This is a genomic window from Rhodococcus sp. P-2 (genome assembly GCF_016598535.1).
In the GTDB taxonomy this organism is placed as follows: domain Bacteria; phylum Actinomycetota; class Actinomycetes; order Mycobacteriales; family Mycobacteriaceae; genus Rhodococcus_F; species Rhodococcus_F baikonurensis.
Genome location: NZ_CP066779.1, coordinates 4,991,235 through 5,009,772, shown reverse-complemented (window position 1 = coordinate 5,009,772; position 18,538 = coordinate 4,991,235). Strand labels below are relative to the sequence as shown.

19 protein-coding genes are annotated in these 18,538 nt (G+C 64.0%); 2 read left to right on the top strand and 17 right to left on the bottom strand.

The annotated features are described in order from the left end of the window. From I7X09_RS23495 to I7X09_RS23475, 5 genes are all read right to left on the bottom strand, one after another. On the bottom strand, positions 1–945 hold the full coding sequence (locus I7X09_RS23495; protein ID WP_003944883.1) for an aspartate carbamoyltransferase catalytic subunit: 945 nt from the start codon (positions 943–945) through the stop codon (positions 1–3). Further along, positions 942–1,583, bottom strand: coding sequence for a bifunctional pyr operon transcriptional regulator/uracil phosphoribosyltransferase PyrR (pyrR, locus tag I7X09_RS23490; RefSeq protein WP_095970210.1), 642 nt, complete (start codon positions 1,581–1,583; stop codon positions 942–944). Before pyrR ends, I7X09_RS23495 begins: the two co-directional genes overlap by 4 nt. A gap of 206 nt (positions 1,584–1,789) precedes the next feature. Beyond that, complete coding sequence (nusB, locus tag I7X09_RS23485; protein ID WP_007728014.1) at positions 1,790–2,287, bottom strand: transcription antitermination factor NusB; 498 nt, start codon at positions 2,285–2,287, stop codon at positions 1,790–1,792. After that, positions 2,288–2,851 carry an elongation factor P gene (efp, locus tag I7X09_RS23480; RefSeq protein WP_003944958.1) on the bottom strand — a complete coding sequence of 188 codons (564 nt, stop codon included), beginning with the start codon at positions 2,849–2,851 and terminating at the stop codon, positions 2,288–2,290. A gap of 34 nt (positions 2,852–2,885) precedes the next feature. Beyond that, positions 2,886–3,980: a M24 family metallopeptidase gene (locus tag I7X09_RS23475; protein WP_166810219.1), complete on the bottom strand. Its 1,095-nt coding sequence runs from the start codon at positions 3,978–3,980 to the stop codon at positions 2,886–2,888. A gap of 111 nt (positions 3,981–4,091) precedes the next feature. On the opposite strand from I7X09_RS23475, the gene I7X09_RS23470 reads away from it, so the two are divergent. Beyond that, complete coding sequence (locus tag I7X09_RS23470; protein WP_124568642.1) at positions 4,092–4,700, top strand: B-4DMT family transporter; 609 nt, start codon at positions 4,092–4,094, stop codon at positions 4,698–4,700. An 87-nt stretch (positions 4,701–4,787) separates the two neighbouring features. Here the strand turns inward: I7X09_RS23470 and aroQ are convergent, their stop codons facing one another. The 11 genes from aroQ to I7X09_RS23415 form a co-directional block, all read right to left on the bottom strand. Next, a complete protein-coding gene (gene aroQ, locus I7X09_RS23465) occupies positions 4,788–5,216 on the bottom strand; it encodes a type II 3-dehydroquinate dehydratase (RefSeq protein WP_200313939.1) in 429 nt (142 codons plus the stop codon). Continuing rightward, entirely contained in the window at positions 5,213–6,322 is a 1,110-nt protein-coding gene (aroB, locus tag I7X09_RS23460) for a 3-dehydroquinate synthase (protein WP_095970214.1), read from the bottom strand. The genes aroQ and aroB overlap by 4 nt, the downstream gene beginning before the upstream one ends. 25 nt (positions 6,323–6,347) lie before the next feature. After that, positions 6,348–6,857 (bottom strand): shikimate kinase, encoded by a 510-nt coding sequence (locus I7X09_RS23455; protein WP_095970215.1) that lies wholly within the window; start codon positions 6,855–6,857, stop codon positions 6,348–6,350. A gap of 13 nt (positions 6,858–6,870) precedes the next feature. Continuing rightward, positions 6,871–8,058 (bottom strand): chorismate synthase, encoded by a 1,188-nt coding sequence (aroC, locus tag I7X09_RS23450; protein ID WP_003944974.1) that lies wholly within the window; start codon positions 8,056–8,058, stop codon positions 6,871–6,873. 111 nt (positions 8,059–8,169) lie between these two features. Continuing rightward, the gene (locus tag I7X09_RS23445) at positions 8,170–8,868 is read right to left on the bottom strand and encodes a S1 family peptidase (protein ID WP_095970216.1); all 699 of its coding nucleotides are present in this window, start codon (positions 8,866–8,868) and stop codon (positions 8,170–8,172) included. 225 nt (positions 8,869–9,093) lie between these two features. Then, positions 9,094–9,732, bottom strand: coding sequence for a prepilin peptidase (locus I7X09_RS23440; protein WP_200313937.1), 639 nt, complete (start codon positions 9,730–9,732; stop codon positions 9,094–9,096). Between the two features lie 80 nt (positions 9,733–9,812). Continuing rightward, positions 9,813–10,652, bottom strand: coding sequence for a shikimate dehydrogenase (locus tag I7X09_RS23435; RefSeq protein WP_200313935.1), 840 nt, complete (start codon positions 10,650–10,652; stop codon positions 9,813–9,815). Further along, positions 10,642–11,952, bottom strand: a complete 1,311-nt coding sequence (gene mltG / locus I7X09_RS23430) for an endolytic transglycosylase MltG (RefSeq protein ID WP_124568646.1) — start codon at positions 11,950–11,952, stop codon at positions 10,642–10,644. The genes I7X09_RS23435 and mltG overlap by 11 nt, the downstream gene beginning before the upstream one ends. Further along, the gene (ruvX, locus tag I7X09_RS23425) at positions 11,949–12,482 is read right to left on the bottom strand and encodes a Holliday junction resolvase RuvX (RefSeq protein WP_003944838.1); all 534 of its coding nucleotides are present in this window, start codon (positions 12,480–12,482) and stop codon (positions 11,949–11,951) included. Before ruvX ends, mltG begins: the two co-directional genes overlap by 4 nt. Before the next feature lie 2 nt (positions 12,483–12,484). Continuing rightward, positions 12,485–15,157 (bottom strand): alanine--tRNA ligase, encoded by a 2,673-nt coding sequence (gene alaS, locus I7X09_RS23420; protein ID WP_200313933.1) that lies wholly within the window; start codon positions 15,155–15,157, stop codon positions 12,485–12,487. A gap of 77 nt (positions 15,158–15,234) precedes the next feature. Then, the gene (locus tag I7X09_RS23415; protein WP_442800604.1) at positions 15,235–16,581 is read right to left on the bottom strand and encodes a replication-associated recombination protein A; all 1,347 of its coding nucleotides are present in this window, start codon (positions 16,579–16,581) and stop codon (positions 15,235–15,237) included. 190 nt (positions 16,582–16,771) lie between these two features. Between I7X09_RS23415 and I7X09_RS23410 the strand changes: the two genes are divergently transcribed. Beyond that, complete coding sequence (locus I7X09_RS23410) at positions 16,772–17,152, top strand: nuclear transport factor 2 family protein (RefSeq protein ID WP_095970221.1); 381 nt, start codon at positions 16,772–16,774, stop codon at positions 17,150–17,152. A gap of 71 nt (positions 17,153–17,223) precedes the next feature. Here I7X09_RS23410 and I7X09_RS23405 read toward each other — a convergent pair whose 3' ends face one another. Then, positions 17,224–18,405, bottom strand: coding sequence for a kinase (locus I7X09_RS23405; protein ID WP_200313932.1), 1,182 nt, complete (start codon positions 18,403–18,405; stop codon positions 17,224–17,226). Between the last annotated feature and the right edge of the window lie 133 nt (positions 18,406–18,538).

Here is an 18,538-nt window from a genome sequence, read left to right as displayed (position 1 = left end):
TCACAGCGCGCCGTCCTCCGACCCGACCAGAAGTCGGAACAAGACAGCCATGCGCATGTGCACGCCGTTGGTAACCTGTTGCAGTACAGCAGTTTTCGAGGAATCGGCGACGGCGGATGCAATCTCCATGCCGCGCAGCATCGGGCCGGGGTGCAGTACCACCGCATGATCGGCCAGCATCGCCAGTCGCTTCTCGGACAGGCCGTAGTTGATCGAGTACTCGCGCTGCGACGGGAAGAAGCCGCCGTTCATGCGTTCGGCCTGAACCCGCAACATCAGCACCGCGTCGAGGCCGGGCAGTTCGGCGTCGAGTGAATGCGAGACCGTGACCGGCCACGTGTGCGCCCCGACCGGCAGCAGTGTCGGCGGGGCAACAAGAACAACCTCGGCGCCGAGCATCGAGAGCAGCAGGGCGTTTGAGCGGGCCACGCGGCTGTGCAGAATATCGCCGACGATCGCGATCCGCTTGCCCTCGATGTCACCGAGACGCTGTCGAAGGGTCAAGGCGTCGAGAAGCGCCTGGGTGGGATGCTCGTGCGTGCCGTCACCTGCGTTGATGACTGCCGGGCCACCGTCGTCGGCCGCTCCGGTCCACTTGGCGATCTGGTGGGCGGCACCCGAAGCCGGATGCCGCACGATGAGGGCGTCGGCACCGGCCGCGCGCAGGGTCATCGCGGTATCGCGCAGGGATTCGCCCTTGGACACCGAGGAACTCGATGCACTGACGTTGATGACGTCGGCACTCATCCACTTGCCGGCCACCTCGAAGGACACCCGGGTGCGCGTCGAGTTTTCGAAGAACACCGTCATGACCGTGCGTCCACGCAACGTCGGGAGCTTGCGTACCTCGCGTCCCAGAAGCGCCTGCTCGAAGCGTTCCGCCTCGTCGAGAAGTTCTACCGCGGACTCACGATCGAGGTCCGCGATGGAAAGAAGGTGCTTCACGCGCTCTTACCTCCGGAGATGACTACCGCTTCCCTGCCGTCGTGCTCCTGGAGGAGAACCTTGACGTCCTCGGACCTCGCGGTCGGGACGTTCTTGCCCACGTAGTCGGCACGCAGTGGGAGTTCGCGGTGACCACGATCCACGAGCACTGCGAGTTGGACCGCACGAGGGCGGCCTAGATCGCGCAACGCGTCCAGTGCCGAGCGCACAGTGCGACCGGAGAAGAGGACGTCGTCCACGAGAACGACCAGCGCATTGTCGACGCCACCTTCGGGGACGGACGTGCGCTCGAGCGGGCGATGCGGCTTGTTGCGGAGATCATCCCGGTAGAGCGTGATGTCGAGAGATCCGATAGGAAGACGCACACCGGAGAATTCTTCGATCTTGGCGCGCAGTCGCGTGGCGAGAGTGGTTCCACGCGTAGGGATACCGATCAGAACCACACGAGGGGCTGTTCCCTCGGGTCCGTCGAGTGCGGTTTTCTCGATGATCTCGTGAGCGATCCGCGCGATGGTCCGGCCCACATCCTGGGCGGACAACAATTCGCGGGTCTCGCTACCTGCCTCGGCACCGACCGGCGCCTTCGCGTTATCTGGACCTGCAAGATCGGATGGGCGAGACCCTTCGGGCACGCTCATGCTGCGACCTCCTTCTCCGCCTCACTGGACGGATCGTTAAAGGATGTCTGACGGTCCCCACCCTATCAGCCGACAGACCTGATCCCGCCGTGCGAGCAGTGACTCTGACCGGTTGTGTGCAGACACACAACTCGCGCAGTGACATCTGTGCGACTCGCACGGCGACATCTGTGCGACTCGCACGGCGGGTGGTGGAACAAGACTTGCTACTCGGTACCGGAATCCGATTCCTGCGCGCGCTGCGAGGTCGCCGCTGCTGCCGATCGAACCTGCGGCGCAACGAGAACGACCTGGCCGAGGATTCCGTTGACGAATCCCGGAGAGTCGTCCGTCGAGAGCTGCTTGGCGAGTTCGACGGCCTCGTCCACGGCGACAACCGGAGGAACGTCCGTCGCGTGGAAGAGCTCCCACACGGCGATACGCAGAATCGCACGGTCGACGGCGGGCAGACGCTCGAGCGTCCAGTCCTGCAGATGCGAGGAGATGACCTGATCGATCCGGTCCAGATTCTCCGCGACTCCGGACACCAACGTGACGGTGTAGGCCGCGACAGGCGCTACCGCGTCGTCCTTGACGGACAGGTCGGAACGCTCCGACGCGAGTGCGACCGGATCGAGGTCACGTGCCTCGGCTTCGAAGAGGAAGTCGACGGCACGCTTGCGCGCCTTGTGGCGTGCACCGAGTTTCTTATGTGTGCCGGACACTCAGGAATTCACACGCCCGAGGTAGTTGCCGTCACGGGAATCGACCTTGAGCTTGTCACCGGTGTTGATGAAGAGCGGGACGTTGATCTCGGCACCGGTCTCGAGGGTGGCAGGCTTGGTGCCGCCGGTGGAGCGGTCGCCCTGCAGGCCCGGATCGGTGTGCTTGACGACGAGCTCGACCGTGACCGGAAGCTCGACGAAGAGGGGAACGTCTTCGTGGGTCGCGACCTGGACGGCCATGTTCTCGAGCAGGAAACGCGACTGGTCGCCGACGGTGGATTCGCTGATCGACACCTGGTCGTAGGTGTCGCCGTCCATGAAGATGTAGTCGCTGCCGTCGTGGTAGAGGTACGTCATGTCACGACGGTCGACCGTGGCGGTCTCGACCTTCACACCGGCGTTGAACGTCTTGTCCACTACCTTGCCCGAGAGCACGTTCTTGAGCTTGGTGCGCACGAAGGCAGGGCCCTTGCCGGGCTTGACATGCTGGAACTCGATGATCGTCCACAGCTGGCCTTCGATCTGCAGAACCAGACCATTCTTGAAATCACTGGTGGAAGCCACTTGCTTCGCGTCTCCTAGGGGTCGGGAAACCGTCTCAGACGACGGTAAGGTCTTTTGCGGTCAGTGTGAGCAGCTCTGGCCCCTGCTCACGAACTACGAGCGTGTCCTCGATCCGTACACCTCCGCGCCCGGAGAAGTACACGCCCGGCTCGACGGTCACCGCCGCGCCGGAAAGAAGTGTACCGGTGCCGAGCTTGCCGATCCCCGGTGCTTCGTGGATTTCGAGGCCGACACCGTGGCCGAGGCCGTGCAGGAACAATTCGCCGTACCCTGCATCGTCGATCACCGCACGGGCGACGGCGTCGACTTCCGCACATTCGACACCCGGCGCGAGCGCGTCGCAACCGGCAGCTTGAGAACGCGCGACAAGCTCGTAGATCTCCCGTTGCCAATCGGAAACGGACTCGAGCACGTAGGTACGGGTCATGTCCGAGTGGTACCCACCGACCTGAGCCCCGAAGTCGAGTTTCACGAAGTCACCCGACGCCAGGATTGCGTCGGTCGGTCGGTGATGCGGAATTGCCGAGTTGGCGCCGGCCGCGACGATCGTCTCGAACGAAATACCGTCCGCACCGTTGTCGAGCATCAGATTTTCCAGCTCGCGGCCGACCTCTCGTTCCGTTCGGCCAGGTCGCAGACCACCGCGAGTGATCAACTGTGCCAACGCGACATCGGCTGCGGTGCACGCGGCGCGCAACAACTCCACCTCGTGCTCGTCCTTGACCATGCGCAACTGTTCGACAAGTCCGCTCACCGGTTCGAACCGGATCTTCGGCGCCGCCTCGGTCCACGCCCGATGTTCGGCGAACGTCGCCACGTGTGACTCGAATGCGAGAACGGGCGCCGTGGACTTCTCGATCAAGTGCGCAGCACTCGAACGGGCGATTTCGGCACGAAGGTCAGGTACCTGCTCCGCGACCTGCGTCACGTAACGGCCGTCGGTGCAGATCACCGTCTCGCGTTCGTCGGACGCTGAATCGGATGCACTGACGACGAGCGCCGCATTCGAACCGGTGAAACCGGTGAGGTATCTGATGTTGAGGAGATCTGTGACGAGAATCGCGTCGAGTTCGCGCTCCGAGAGGAGGCGTCTGAGGGATTCACGGCGTGTTCTGAAGTCGACCGGCATCCCTCGAACCTACCGCCCGCGCAGACCGGCCGATCAACTCGAAACTCACGGTTACAGCAATAAGTGTGGGTTAGGCCACAAGGTGTAATGGGTTCTAGTTAGGCTGTACCCATGAATGCGTGGTTGGTACGTGGCCTCGGCATGGCCCTGATACATGTTGTGTTTCGTGCGTTGCTCGGTGCAGCGATCGCACAGTGGCCACTTCAGGGGTCCACCCTGCGCTGGCTGTCCCTGTTGATCGTCATCGTCTTCGCCGCGATCTGGGGTGGTATCGACGGCATTCGTGACCGCCGGAACTTCCCCGAACCCGAGGACGGCGCCGATCTGACCATGCTGTGGCTCAAGGCCGCGTTGGTCGGAGGGTTCGTCGCCGGTGCTGCCAGCTGGGCACTCAGCCTCGTCCCTTCCCTCGAGCTGACCCAGCAGGGCTTGTTCTTCGAGGTGACGTCGGGTGCGGCGTTCACGATTCTTCTCATCTTCGTCCCCGCCATGATCGCCATCACCGTCGGACGCTTCTTCGTCAGCCGCGAACAGCGCAAGAACGGAACAGCTCCGCAGACCCCGACCCACGAGCGTCACCGCGAACCCGTGCCCGTCAGCGAGGGCTACGACTCCCCCACCGAGCAGCACGCGTACAGCGGAGCCGCCATGTCCGTCGAGGAATCCGACGCCGATACCGCGGTCTTCCCGGCGATCGATCTGGGCAAGCGCGAGCAGTAACGCCCACCGTCTACACAACCGAATGCGGCCCCGAGGATATTTTCCTCGGGGCCGCATTCGTGTGGCTGGGTTTTCGACTTCCCTCGTTCAGCCCCGCTCGGCGAGGAATCTGATCGCCAGCGGGTACGCGGCGACGCCGAGTCCGACGATCACGCCGGTCGCAATCGGGCTCAGGTAAGAATGGTGCCGAAACTCTTCTCGCGCATGAACGTTCGAGATGTGCACTTCGACGAGACCTGCGGTCAGTTCGGCGCATGCATCTCGCAGGACCACCGACGTGTGCGTCAAGCCACCGGCATTGAGGATCACGGGTTCCCCCGCGTCCGCCGCGTCGTGGATCCAGCCGAGCAGATCACTTTCGTGATCGCTCTGACGAACGACGACCTCGACGCCGAGCTCCTTGCCTGCCGCGACACACAATTCGATCAGGTCGTCGTGTGTGGTCGCGCCGTAGACCTCGGGCTGACGCTTACCCAGACGTCCCAGATTGGGCCCGTTGACGACGTTGATCTTCACAGCAGGACCGTTCCGCCGGCCGGCCTCGCATCGCGGGCAATCGCGGAGTATGCCGCAACCAACAAGCTCGGATCCGGCCCTTCGAGGCGGCCCGGCTTGGCCAGACCGTCGAGGACCACGAAACGCAGCAGGCCGGCACGGTTCTTCTTGTCGGTCTGCATTCCCTTGAGCAGGTCACCGAACGCGTCACCGTCGTAGGACGTCGGCAGCCCGACGAGATCGAGAATCGACTTGTGACGATCCGCGGTGGCGTCGTCGAGTCGGCCCGCGAGCCGTCCGAGTTCGGCAGCGAAGACCAGTCCGACGGAGACGGCAGCACCGTGGCGCCACTTGTAGCGTTCACGACGTTCGATCGCGTGGCCGAGGGTGTGGCCGTAGTTGAGGATTTCACGCAGATCCGACTCGCGCAGATCCGCGGCCACGACCTTGGCCTTGACCTCGACGGAGCGACGAATCAACTCGGGCAGAACAGTTCCCGACGGATCGAGAGCTGCCTTGGGATCGGCTTCGATGAGATCCAGGATTACCGGGTCGGCGATGAATCCGGTCTTGATGACCTCGGCCATGCCGGCAACGATCTCGTTGTGCGGCACCGTCTCGAGCGTCGCGAGATCGATGAACACCGCGCCGGGTTCGTGGAACGAACCGACGAGGTTCTTGCCCGCTTCGGTGTTGATACCGGTTTTGCCGCCCACTGCTGCGTCGACCATCGCGAGCAAGGTGGTGGGGACGTGAACTACCTTGACACCGCGCATCCACGTAGCAGCGACGAAGCCGGTGAGGTCGGTCGCCGCTCCCCCGCCCAAGCTCATGATCGCGTCGCTGCGAGTCAGGCCGATCCGGCCGAGCACATCCCAGCAGAAGCCGGCGACGGCAAGATCCTTGCCGTCCTCGGCATCGGGAATCTCGATACGGTGAGCGTCGATTCCCTTCTCCGCCAACGCAGCCCGTACGGCCTCCGCGGTCTCTGCCAGCGGCGGCTGATGGAAGATCGCGACAGTGCGCGCGCCGTCGAACTCGGCAACGAGATCACCGAGCAGGCCGCGGCCGATCACGACCGGGTAAGGACTTGCGGTCTTCACCTCTACACGTACGGGTTCGGTCACTGCTCCACTACTCCGCTCCGGTTGTTCATTTGTCTTGAAGTTTCGACACCAGTTGTCCGACGACACGCGCCGGACTTCGGCCGTCGGTCCGAATCCGAATCGTGGCCGAACGCCGGTACAGCGGACGACGACGCCTCATCAACTCCTGGTACTTGACCTTGGGATCTCCGCCGGCCAGCAGCGGACGATGATTGTTCGCCCCGGTGCGGCGAAGCCCTTCGGCGACACTGATCTCGAGGTAGATGACCGTGTGACCCTGGAGCAGTTCGCGGGTGCGATCGGAGAGGATCGCGCCACCTCCGAGGGAGACGATGCCGTCGGTGGCCTCCAACGCTTCGCGAACCACCGATTCCTCGATCTCACGAAACCGAGGCTCGCCGTCATGGGTGAAGATCTCCGGGATCGTCCTACCCGTGGTCCGTTCGATCTCGGCGTCGGTATCGACCAATTCGAGTTCGAGTGCCTGCGCGAGACGTCGACCGATGGTCGATTTGCCGGCACCGGGCGGACCGATGAGTACAGCCTTCGGCTTCATCGATACGTGAGTCCTATCGAGGCGGCCGGGCTGCGATGCCCTCGGCGTAACGACGGTAGTTGGCAGTGGTTTCAGCAATGGAATCACCACCGAACTTTTCGAGTGCAGCCTGAGCCACGACAAGCGCAACCATCGACTCGGCGACGACGCCGGCGGCCGGAACCGCGCACACGTCGCTGCGCTGGTGGATGGCAACCGCTTCCTCGCCGCTCTCCATGTCGACCGTCGCCAGAGCACGCGGAACGGTCGAGATCGGCTTCATCGCGGCGCGAACTCGCAGAGCCTCACCATTGGTCATGCCACCTTCGATACCGCCTGCGCGGTTCGTGGAACGCACGATGCCGTCGGGGCCCGGACGGATCTCGTCGTGAGCCTCGCTGCCACGACGGCGCGCGGTCTCGAAGCCGTCACCGACCTCGACGCCCTTGATGGCCTGAATTCCCATGAGGGCAGCGGCAAGTCGTGAATCGAGACGCTCGGCGCCACTGACGAAGGTGCCGAGTCCGACCGGCAACCCGTGGATGACGACCTCGACGACGCCACCGAGGGTGTCGCCGTCCTTCTTGGCCGATTCGATTTCGGCGATCATCGACTCTTCGGCGGCCTTGTCGAAGGCACGGACCGGGCTCGCGTCGATCGCGTCCAGATCCTTGCCCTCCGGCACAGGACCGACGTACGGCTCGGAAGCGCCGATGGAGATGACGTGTGAGACGACCTCGGCACCGAACACCTGACGCAGGAACGAACGCGCGACGGTTCCGGCGGCTACTCGGGCTGCGGTCTCGCGAGCGCTGGCACGCTCGAGGACGGGACGCGCATCGTTGAAGCCGTACTTGAGCATGCCGCTGTAATCAGCGTGGCCGGGACGCGGGCGCGTCAGCGGGGCATTGCGTGCCTGATCGGCGAGCAGGTCCGGGTCGACCGGGTCGGCGGACATGATGGTTTCCCACTTGGGCCACTCGGTGTTGCCGATTTCGATGGCCACGGGGCCACCGAGCGTAAATCCGTGGCGGACACCGCCGATGATGGTGACCTTGTCGGCCTCGAACTTCATCCGTGCGCCACGGCCGTAACCGAGTCGACGACGGGCAAGTTCGGACGAGATGGCCTCAGAGGTCACTTCGACCCCCGCGACCATGCCCTCGAGCATCGCAACGAGGGCGGGACCATGGGATTCTCCGGCAGTTATCCAACGCAGCACGCCGACCATCTTTCCACGTCGCAGACCTCAGTTGTCACAGTGGCCCTCCGGGTGAACGCAGATGGCCCACACGCACGATGCGTGTGGGCCATCTCAGAGGTTCCTGCGGGTCTAGAACAGGCGGAATCCCCCACCGTTGGCATTGATGTCAGCCAAACCGATGTTGATGTCCGCCGAGTTGTCGGGAGCATGGAACGGCGGCGGGAGCGGCTCGAAGCAGTACGGTTCGAAACCGTTGCTGATCAAGCCGACCAGGCGATCACCGACGACAAGGGGTCCACCGGAGTCACCGGGAATCGAGCAGGTGTGCTCGACGATCTCACCGTAGACGGAGTCGTAACCCCAGGTGATACCGCACGTGTTGCCGGTCGATCGACCTTCCTTGCAGACGATCGTGCCCGGTGCCGGCGGGGCGCCGATTCCGTTGATCGTCGTGCCGCCGACGGTACGCAGCGGGGCAACCTTTGCGTCGTCGAGATCGATCACGGCGATGTCCGAGACCGGACTCGAGTAGGTGAACCGGCCGATGGGGCCGGCTTCGGGCAGGTATTCGGCGAACACCCGGTCCCCGACAACTCCACAATGTCCGGCGGTGAGTGCCACGAGCGAACCGGCGTTGTCATAGCCGACCGCGGTCAACGTGCACGCCGCAACTTGGTCGGGATTGGAGTGATCCACGTCCGGCAGCAGGATTCCTGAGCCCCCGCCCAGTGCCACCGACGAAGGTGCAGGCGCGGCGCCGGCGACGCCTGCCCCTGCGGCCACAGCAGCCAAACAGGCTGCCGCAGCGACGAAAAGCCTTGTGCGCATAGGTTCCCCCGATAATCGAGTGCGAAACGAGATTCGTTTTGTCCCATTTCCGAATGCTCAGTGAACGACAGCATGTGGACATTCGGCAAGTCCGACTCGCCGCATACTGGGACTGCGCGCTTGCAATACCCGCATTTATGAAACCGACGGTTACGTCTTTCCTGCAGATCACGGTTCGTCGTTGAACGGTCAATGACGCCAGACTTTCCGCCGATGTTGCACTCGTCACGTCAGCCAGGCAAACGTGATCGAACCGCACGCTGCCAGGCACATCGAAGGACCGTGCGGCAGGGGCGAATTGTGGGCAACCGGTCCCCTCTTTCGACGTCCGAGCGTCCGCAGTTCGAGCACGATCCCCAGGGTTGCGGTGAGCACCGACGCAGACACCAACGACCACAGCCAGGCGTCAGCACCCACCAATCCGGTAAGAGCGCCGAGTGGAAGAGAGAGTTTCACATCGCCGACACCCATGGAACCAGGCGACATCACGTGCGCCAGGAGATGGATTCCGGCGAGCAGCACCGATCCCACCGCGGCTGACCACACCGTGCCTGCCACCGTCGCGTAGAACATCACGACTGCGTAGCCGGGCAACGTGAAACTGTTGGGCAGCCGGCGCACGGCCAGGTCGACAGTCGAGATCGCGACGCACCACCACACCACGGCGAGACCGGAAAGCAACTGCACCACCGAGGTATTCAGAGCGCCGACCACAACCCAGCCTGTTGCGACGGCACACTGTGGCACACAACAGAGAGCCACTACTGGTCGATAACCGTGTCGTCGCAACCAGCTGTCGACGATCGCCCGAGCACCGACACCACCGATTATCCCAGCGCCTGCCAAGACCACGAACGTCCACATGGTTTCGAGCTTGGCGTCTGGCGTACACCAGCGGCAGACCACGAATCGTCTTGTGGACTACCTCGACACTGTGAACAGAGCTAGGCGATAGCGGCAGCCATCGCCTCTCGCGGAGCGGGCTTGCCCGTGAACTGCTCTACCTGTCCGAAAGCCTGATTGAGCAACATCGCGAGGCCACCGATCACCGTGCCACCAGCCGCCTCGACAGCCGAAGCGAGTGGCGTCGGCCAGGGGTTGTAGATCGCGTCGAGGACAAATCGTGCCCTCCCCAGTTGCTGGGCGAAAGGCGCGGCCGCTTCTGCGGGAACTGTGCTGACCAAGACCGAGGATTCGGCACAGAACCCACCGAGTCGTGCGTCGTCGAAAGAGACCAGATCAATGCCCAACCCGACAGCACTGCCGCATTCGATGGCACCGGATGCTCGCCCCGGATCACGCGCGACCACGGTGACTGTCCGAACTCCCATGTCGGCCAACGCGACCAATGCCGGCCGCGCGGTGCCGCCCGCGCCGACGACTACCGCCGAAGTGCCGCTGAGATCGCCGACGCCGCCGGCGATCAACGCACCGCTGACTCCGTCGACGTCCGTGCAGTCGGCACGCCAACCGCCGTCGATGCGGACCAGGGTGTTCGCCGAGCCGATGGTCACCGCTCGCGGTGTGCGTTCGGTGGCATAGTCGAGTGCTGCGATCTTGCCCGGCATCGTCACGGAGAGGCCGACCCATTCGGGGCCGAGTGAGTCCACGAGGGCAGGCAACTGCTCGCCGGTGCATTCGATCCGCTCGTAGGTCCAATCGCTCAGACCCAAAGCCTCGTACGCAGCAAGGTGCAGCAACGGCGACTTCGAGTGAGCGATCGGGCTTCCGAGAACTGCCGCCTTACGCGGCGTCGCGAGCGAAGTCGCGGTACTACCGTCCACTGTCGAGAATCCCACTTTGCTGTGCCAGTTCGATGTTGGCCAGATGCTCCTCGTAACTCTTGGTGAAGAGCGTCTGGCCTTCCTTGTTGATCGTGACGAAGTACAACCAGTCACCGGCCGCCGGCGATTCCACGGCCTTCAGCGCGTCGATGCTCGGCGAAGCAATAGGCGTCGCAGGCAGACCGGGCATTGCGTACGTGTTCCAGGGGGTGACGCGCTCACGGTCGGCATCCGTCGTGGCAACTTCGGTGGTGTCGAGTGAGTAGTTGACCGTGGAGTCGAACTGCAAAGGCTGATCGACTGCGAGTCGGTTGACGATCACCCGCGCGACCTTGGCCATGTCGCCAGGCAATGCCTCACGCTCGACCAGCGACGCTGCCACCAACAACTGGTACGGCGACATTCCGACTCCGCTGCCTGCTGTCAGGATCCCGGTGGCCTCGTACTTGGCGGCGCTGCCCTCGACCAACGAACGCAGGATCTCGGTCGGCGTCGCAGTGGGGTCGAAATCCCAACTGCTGGCGGCGATCAGGCCTTCGAGCTGACGGTCCTTGTCCGGCACGCTCTTGACCGACGACATCGCCCAGTCCGGCACGCCGAGCGAAGCCAGATCGGAAGACGCTCCCGCAGTGTTCAATTCGTCCGTCGAGACGCACTTCTGAGCGGAAACCGGGCCGACACAACTCGCCTCGGAAATGAGGTTGTAGATGCCCTTCTTGAGCGAGCCCGTCTGCGCGTCCGAACTGTCGTGCAGCTGACGACCCTCGGCGATGACAACACTGCCGACTCGGGAGTCCGGGGCAACCAAGGTGTCGAGTGCGCTCGCGGCGCTACTCTGCACCGGCACCTGGTAGAAGCCTGGTTGCACCTTCTGGATCTCCGACGGGTTGGCGATCGCGGCGTTGTAGAAAGCAGCGGAACTCGCGACGACGTTCTTCGCTTCCAGCGTCGCACCGATCTCCGATGCGGTTTCTCCACTGTTGATCTGGATGACCACGGGAGCGCCGCCCGGGCCGGCGAAGTCCTCCGCGGCCTTGTTGCGATCCATGTACCAGAGGGCACCGTATGCACCGACACCTAGAACCGCGATCACCAACACCAGGAGAGCGAGAACACCGACCTTCTTACCTCGCTTCGCGCGCTTGTTGCGGGCTTCGCGTTGCTTCCGTGCCTCCGCTCGCGACATGTGCGGCGGATCGATGTTCTGCGGCAGCGCACGCATGACCATGGTCTCGTCGTTGTCGAAGTCGAACGAACTGGTGGGCCGGCTTCCGCCGCCCTCATCCCACCGCGCGTTCACAGATCGCCCTCCAGTGCAGCGTCCTTCGACGACTCCCCTGGTTTCACAGCTCTACTCCGCTCGTCCAGCCAGCCTTGCAGGATTTCCACCGCCGCAGCCTGATCGATCATCGGTCGCTGACCGCGTGCCTTGACTCCACTTTCGCGGAGGTTGCGCGCAGCCGTGACGGTCGTCAGTCGTTCGTCGGACAGTCTCACCGGGATCGGTTCGACGGCCCGCTGCAGTCGTTTGGCGAATGCAGTCGCGATACCGGCGGCTTTACCTTGCTCACCGCGCAGCGTCTGTGGCAGTCCGACGATAACCTCAACGGCCTCGTATTCGGACACGATGGCGATAATGCGCCGGATATCCGGCGCGTCGGGCCCACGCTCCTTCGAGCGTGGAACCGTTTCCACCGGTGTCGCGAGGATGCCGTCGGGGTCGCTGGACGCGACGCCGATGCGAACGCTGCCGACGTCGATGGCGATACGCCGCCCGCGACCAGGGTCGTCGATGCCGGGGCGATCGGGACCCTGCTGCGTAGCCACCACCGTCAGCTGCCGCCCGCCAGCTCTCCGACTCTGTCCCGGATCGCATCGAGCGCCGCCGGGATTCCTGCGGAGTCCGAACCCGAACCCTGGGCCATGTCGGGCTTTCCGCCGCCGCGGCCACCGATCTTGGGACCGAAGGACGCAACCAGCTCACCGGCCTTCACACCGAGACCCTGGGCTGCCTTGCTGGATGCGACCACGAACGGGACCTTGCCGTCGACGTCACCGAGGAGAGCTACGACGGCAGGTTCGGAGCCGAGACGACCCTTGATGTCCGTGACGAGGCTGCGCAGATCGTTGCCGCCGACGCCCGCGGGAGCAGGCTCGGCGATGACGAGGACGCTGCCGATGCGCTTGGCCTTGGCGACGTACTCGCCCGCCGATGCCAGCACAGCCTTGGCCTTGGTCTGTTCGAGTTCCTTCTCGGCCACCTTCAGACGCTCGACGAGAGCCTCGACTCGGGCAGGCACCTCTTCCGAAGGAACCTTCAGCGAGGAGGACAGTCCGGCCAGCAGCGCACGCTCCTTGGCGAGGTAGCGGTAAGAGTCCAAACCGACGTACGCCTCGACGCGTCGGATCCCGGAGCCCACCGACTGCTCACCGAGCAGCGTGACCTGACCGATCTGAGCGGAGCTTCCGACGTGAGTGCCGCCGCACAGTTCCATCGAGAACGGACCGCCGATTTCGACGACGCGAACCTCGTCGCCGTAGTTCTCACCGAAGAGTGCCATCGCACCCATCGCCTTAGCCTTGTCGAGATCGGTGACAAAGGTGTTGACCGCGTAGTTCGACGCCACGGCTTCGTTGGTGAGTGCCTCGATGTCCTGCTTCTGGGAGTCGGACAGCGCGCCCTGCCAGGAGAAGTCGAAGCGGAGGTATCCCGGCTTGTTGAGAGAGCCCGCCTGCACCGCGTTGGGGCCGAGCACCTGACGCAGCGCCGCATGCACCATGTGGGTACCGGAGTGCCCCTGGGTTGCGCCCTTGCGCCACTCGGCATCGGCGTGCGCGAGGACGACGTCACCCTCGGTGATCTCGCCTTTCTTGACCGTCACCTTGTGCGTCCAGACCTTCTTGGCGATCTTCTGCACGTCGTTGACCTTGGCTTCGAGGCCCGGAGCGGTGAGTGAACCGATGTCGGCGATCTGTCCACCGGACTCTGCGTAGAGCGGGCTTCGGTCGAGGATGACCTCGACGTCCTGGCCTGCCTTCGCCACCGGCACACGGACGCCGTCGACGATCAGCGCGAGGACGTGAGCCTCGGAGACGAGCTCGTCGAAACCGGTGAACTCGGTGGCGCCTCGATCGAGCAGTTCCTTGTAGACCGTCAGGTCCGCATGCGCGTGCTTACGCGCTTGAGCATCGTCCTTGGCGCGCTTGCGCTGCTCGGCCATTAGCGTACGGAAGCCGTCTTCGTCGACAGTGAGACCGGCCTCGGACGCCATTTCGAGCGTGAGGTCGATCGGGAAGCCGTAGGTGTCGTGCAGTGCAAATGCCTGATCGCCGGCGATGACCGACTTTCCGGACGACTTGACCGTCTCGGCAGCATTCTCGAACAGGGCCGATCCCGACGCCAGCGTCTTGAGGAACGCGGTCTCCTCACCGACGGCAACGTTCTCGATACGCGTGAAGTCGGTTTCCAGAACCGGGTACGACGGCGCCATCGTGTCGCGGACGACGATCATGAACTCGCGCATGGTGGGCTGCTCGCTGCCGAGCAGTTTGGCCGAGCGCACGATGCGACGCAGCAACCGGCGCAGGACGTAGCCGCGGCCGTAGTTACCGGGGTTCACACCGTCGGCGATCAACATCGCTGCGGTGCGTGCGTGGTCGGCGATGACGCGGAAACGAACGTCAGACGTGTGATCGGTCCCGTACACACTGCCGGTCAGTTCGGCGGCCTTGTCGATGACGGGGCGGAGAAGGTCTGTCTCGTAGACGTTTTCGACGCCCTGCAGGAGGAACGCGACGCGCTCGACGCCCATGCCGGTGTCGATGTTCTTCTTCGGCAGCGGTCCGAGGATCGGGTAGTCGCCCTTGTTGGTGCCCTCGCCGCGCTCGTTCTGCATGAACACGAGGTTCCAGATCTCGATGTAGCGATCCTCGTCGGCTTCGGGGCCACCCTCGACGCCGTATTCGGCGCCGCGGTCGTAGAAGATCTCCGAGCAGGGTCCACACGGTCCGGGGATACCCATGGACCAGTAGTTGTCCTTCATCCCGCGGCGCTGGATGCGTTCTTCGGGCACTCCGACCTCGTCGCGCCAGATCGAAAATGCTTCGTCGTCGTCGAGATAGACGGTTGCCCACAGGCGCGTGGGATCGATGCCGTATCCGCCGTCCTCGACCGAACCTGTCAGCAACTGCCAGGCGTGGGAGATGGCTTCCTTCTTGAAGTAGTCACCGAAGGAGAAGTTGCCCGCCATCTGGAAGAAGGTGTTGTGGCGGGTGGTTATGCCGACCTCTTCGATGTCCAGGGTGCGGACACACTTCTGCACGGACGTCGCCCGTGAGTAGGACGGCGTCTGCTGCCCGAGGAAGAACGGCACGAACGGAACCATGCCCGCGTTGACGAACAGAAGGTTCGGGTCGTCGAGAATCAGCGAGGCGCTGGGCACCTCGGTGTGGCCGGCCTTGACGAAGTGGTCGAGGAATCGCCTGCGGATCTCGTGGGTTTGCACTAACCGGTCCTTACCTTCAAGAGCGTCGAGCTATGGGTGTCCAGACTAACGCGTCGGCCGGTGGAACCTGGCAGGCGTCAGCCACGAACTATTCGGCGGAGTTTGCTCACCCGATCGGCGATCTCTCGCTCGTTGCCGTGCGCGGTGGGCTGGTAATAGTCGACACCCACCAGATCGTCTGGTGGATACTGTTGCCGCAGAACACCATCACGTGTGTCGTGCGGGTACTTGTATCCGACTGCGTTGCCCAATTGCTCGGCACCCTTGTAGTGCCCGTCACGCAGATGCGGCGGTACCAGTCCGGATTTTCCGGCGGCCACGTCGGCCATGGCTGCACCGAGAGCGGCGATGACCGCACCCGATTTGGGAGCCGTCGCCAGATGAATGGTGGCCTGTGCCAGCGCCAGACGAGCCTCCGGCATACCGATGAGCTGCACTGCTTGCGCCGCGGCGGTGGCAGTCTGCAGTGCCGTCGGATCGGCCATGCCGATGTCCTCGCTGGCATGAACCACCAGCCGCCTCGCGATGAAACGAGGGTCTTCGCCCGCTGTCAGCATCCGTGCGAGGTAGTGCAGGGCGGCGTCGACGTCTGATCCACGAATGCTCTTGATGAAGGCGCTGATGACGTCGTAGTGCTGATCTCCGGCACGGTCGTACCGAACCGCGGCCTTGTCGACACTGGCCTCGACGGTCGCGAGGTCGAGCACCACCGGGCCCGACGCGTCACCTGCCGTGTCCAGTGCAGCTCCGGCGGCGGCCTCGAGTGCCGTCAGGGCTCGGCGTGCGTCGCCGGCCGCCAGACGAACGAGGTGTTCCATCGCGTCGTCGTCGATCGTGATCGCGCCCCCGAACCCGCGCTCGTCGGCGACGGCGCGTTCGAGCAGTTCCTGGACATCCGCAGCGGTGAGCGATTGCAGTTGTAAGACCAACGAGCGCGACAACAGCGCGGAGACGACGGAGAACGACGGATTCTCGGTGGTCGCGCCGACCAAGAGCACGATCCGGTTCTCGACCGCGGCGAGCAAGGCGTCCTGCTGGGTTTTGGAGAAACGATGAACCTCGTCGATGAACAAGACGGTCTGTTCGCCGTTCAGCAGACGACGGCGCGCAAGTTCGATGACACCGCGAACCTCCTTGACGCCGGCGGACAGAGCAGACAGAGCCTCGAACCGGCGGCCGGTTGCGCCCGAGATCAACGAGGCGAGAGTGGTCTTGCCGGTGCCGGGAGGTCCGTACAGAAGGACCGATGCTGCACCGGATCCCTCGACCATTCTGCGCAGCGGAGCGCCAGGGCCGAGCAGGTGCTGTTGACCGACAACCTCACCGAGGGTGAGCGGACGCATGCGGACAGCCAGTGGAGCCCCGGGCGGCAGCGAGGACAAGGCACGCTCGGCTACCGACACGACATCTGGTTCGTCGACGATCGCGGATTCCTCCGGAGTTGCCTCGAACAGGCCGTCTTCCGCCACCACGCCGTCTTTCGCCCCCACACTGTCTTCCGCTTGCCAATCGCTCACGAATCGACGCTACTAGAGACCACCGACGCCTGACACAACCCGCAGTTCCAGCCAGCCCGAACGTCCTCGGCGGAGGCGCTGTAATAGCGTTGTCGCCATGAGCACCTCCGAGATCGCCACCGTCCTCGCGTGGCACGATGCACTCAACTCCCAAGACATCGACACACTGCTGCAGTTGTCGAGTGACGACATCGAGGTAGGCGGCCCCAAGGGCGCGAGCCAGGGACTCGCAGCCTTGCGCGAGTGGGCCACCAACGCCGGCATCACCCTCGTCCCCGGCAAGATGTACGTTCACCACGGCGTGGTCGTCGTCGAACAGACTGCAACGTGGGCGGCCGAACCGGACAAGTCCGCGACTCTGGCCTCGGCTTTCCGAGTCGTGGCCGACCAGGTCACGTCGACGTTCCGACATCCTGATCTCGAGACGGCGCTCGCGGCGACGGACCTGTCCGAGAACGATCTGGTCTCCGACAACTGAGGTGACTCGAACGAGAAAGGGCGTCCGTGCTGCGTGCACGGGCGCCCTTCTGCGTGTGTTCGGTCAGAGACTCAACTGAACTCGGTGCGCAGCGCCGCCACGACGTCGCGGGCGTGTGCCTCGACGGCGTCGTTGCCGGCGAGCTGCGCCGAACGTGCGAGCCTGGCCCAACGGCCGACCAAGGCGTCGGCGCGCGGGATCGAGAGATAATGCTCGCGGACGGCGGCGATACGCGAATGATCCTCGGGCAGATACAGATAGGTGCTGAGCCAGACCCAGATGAGTTGGGCCTCGACGATCCTGCGCCCCAACTCGGCTTCGTCGGCCAGGGCGGGCCACATCCCCACGACCTCGGCGCGCCAGGCGTCGACCATCGCCGACGCCCGCTCTTCGGTCAGGTCGATGTTGCACAGGCAACCGGGGAACGACACCAGTGCATAGGTGATGTCGAGGAGCGCGTCGCGGTAGCCACCCCACTCGTAGTCGAGGAACTGCACGCCGTCGTCGTTGACGATGATGTTGTCCGGGCACAGGTCGGACGGGCTGAAGGCACGGAATCGACCGCCGCTGAACAGTGTCTGCGCGTGCTGAACCTGCTCGAGAATGTCCGAACCCACATCGATGCCGAGACTTTCCACCAACATCGCGGGAACACCGGCCACTGCGCGGCCCACCTGATCCGCCACTTCGTCCGAGCAATGTGCAACTTCGGCACGACGCAGAAGCGCGGTGAAGTCGTCCTCACGGCCGACGGTCGCGGCGTGCATGCGGCCCATGGCCTGCGCCATGGCCATCAACGTGTGTGTGACGGTGTCCGGGTCGGAGTCTTCGAGCCGGACGCTGATTGCGGTGGCGTCGCCGAGATCACTCAGGATCAGGAGGCGAGCATCGAGGTCGGAGGCCAACAGTTCGGCACCGGGGCGTGCGTCCTTGGCAAGCGCGTTGGCGAACTGATAAGACACCGCTTCACGAAGGAAAGCGGTCTCGACGTCGAAGTCGCCTTCGGACGCGGCCGGGAGCGCAATCGCTGTTTTGGTAGCTCCCTGGAAGTTGTCGCGGACCTGCTTGATCACCAGCGTCCGAGGCAGGGAGAACGGGTTCTCGGCGACACGTACGCGCAGCACGACGGTGCGGCCACTCCCCCCGAGATCGACTGGATCCACCAGGGTTACGGGTGCCCCTGTGCGGCGTGTCAGCAACTGCTCAGCAGCTGCGACGACTTCGGAAACGGGGTCTGCCAGTAATGCGGTCATCACCGACCAACTTACCCGTTAGTGACTCCGATCATGCCCGGCTCATCCGCTCACAGCGGAGAATTCAGGTAATCGCAGCGACAGAAGTTGCCGTCTACCTGCGGTGATGACAAAAGTCCCTAATCGCCACACC

Excerpts from the sequence above, each read along its gene's own strand:
- pyrR (WP_095970210.1), bottom strand. The coding sequence starts at position 1,583 with ATGAGCGTGCCCGAAGGGTCTCGCCCATCCGATCTTGCAGGTCCAGAT.
- I7X09_RS23475 (WP_166810219.1), bottom strand. The coding sequence starts at position 3,980 with ATGCCGGTCGACTTCAGAACACGCCGTGAATCCCTCAGACGCCTCCTC.
- I7X09_RS23470 (WP_124568642.1), top strand. The coding sequence starts at position 4,092 with ATGAATGCGTGGTTGGTACGTGGCCTCGGCATGGCCCTGATACATGTT.
- I7X09_RS23455 (WP_095970215.1), bottom strand. The coding sequence starts at position 6,857 with ATGAAGCCGAAGGCTGTACTCATCGGTCCGCCCGGTGCCGGCAAATCG.
- I7X09_RS23445 (WP_095970216.1), bottom strand. The coding sequence starts at position 8,868 with ATGCGCACAAGGCTTTTCGTCGCTGCGGCAGCCTGTTTGGCTGCTGTG.
- I7X09_RS23440 (WP_200313937.1), bottom strand. The coding sequence starts at position 9,732 with ATGTGGACGTTCGTGGTCTTGGCAGGCGCTGGGATAATCGGTGGTGTC.
- I7X09_RS23410 (WP_095970221.1), top strand. The coding sequence starts at position 16,772 with ATGAGCACCTCCGAGATCGCCACCGTCCTCGCGTGGCACGATGCACTC.
- I7X09_RS23405 (WP_200313932.1), bottom strand. The coding sequence starts at position 18,405 with ATGACCGCATTACTGGCAGACCCCGTTTCCGAAGTCGTCGCAGCTGCT.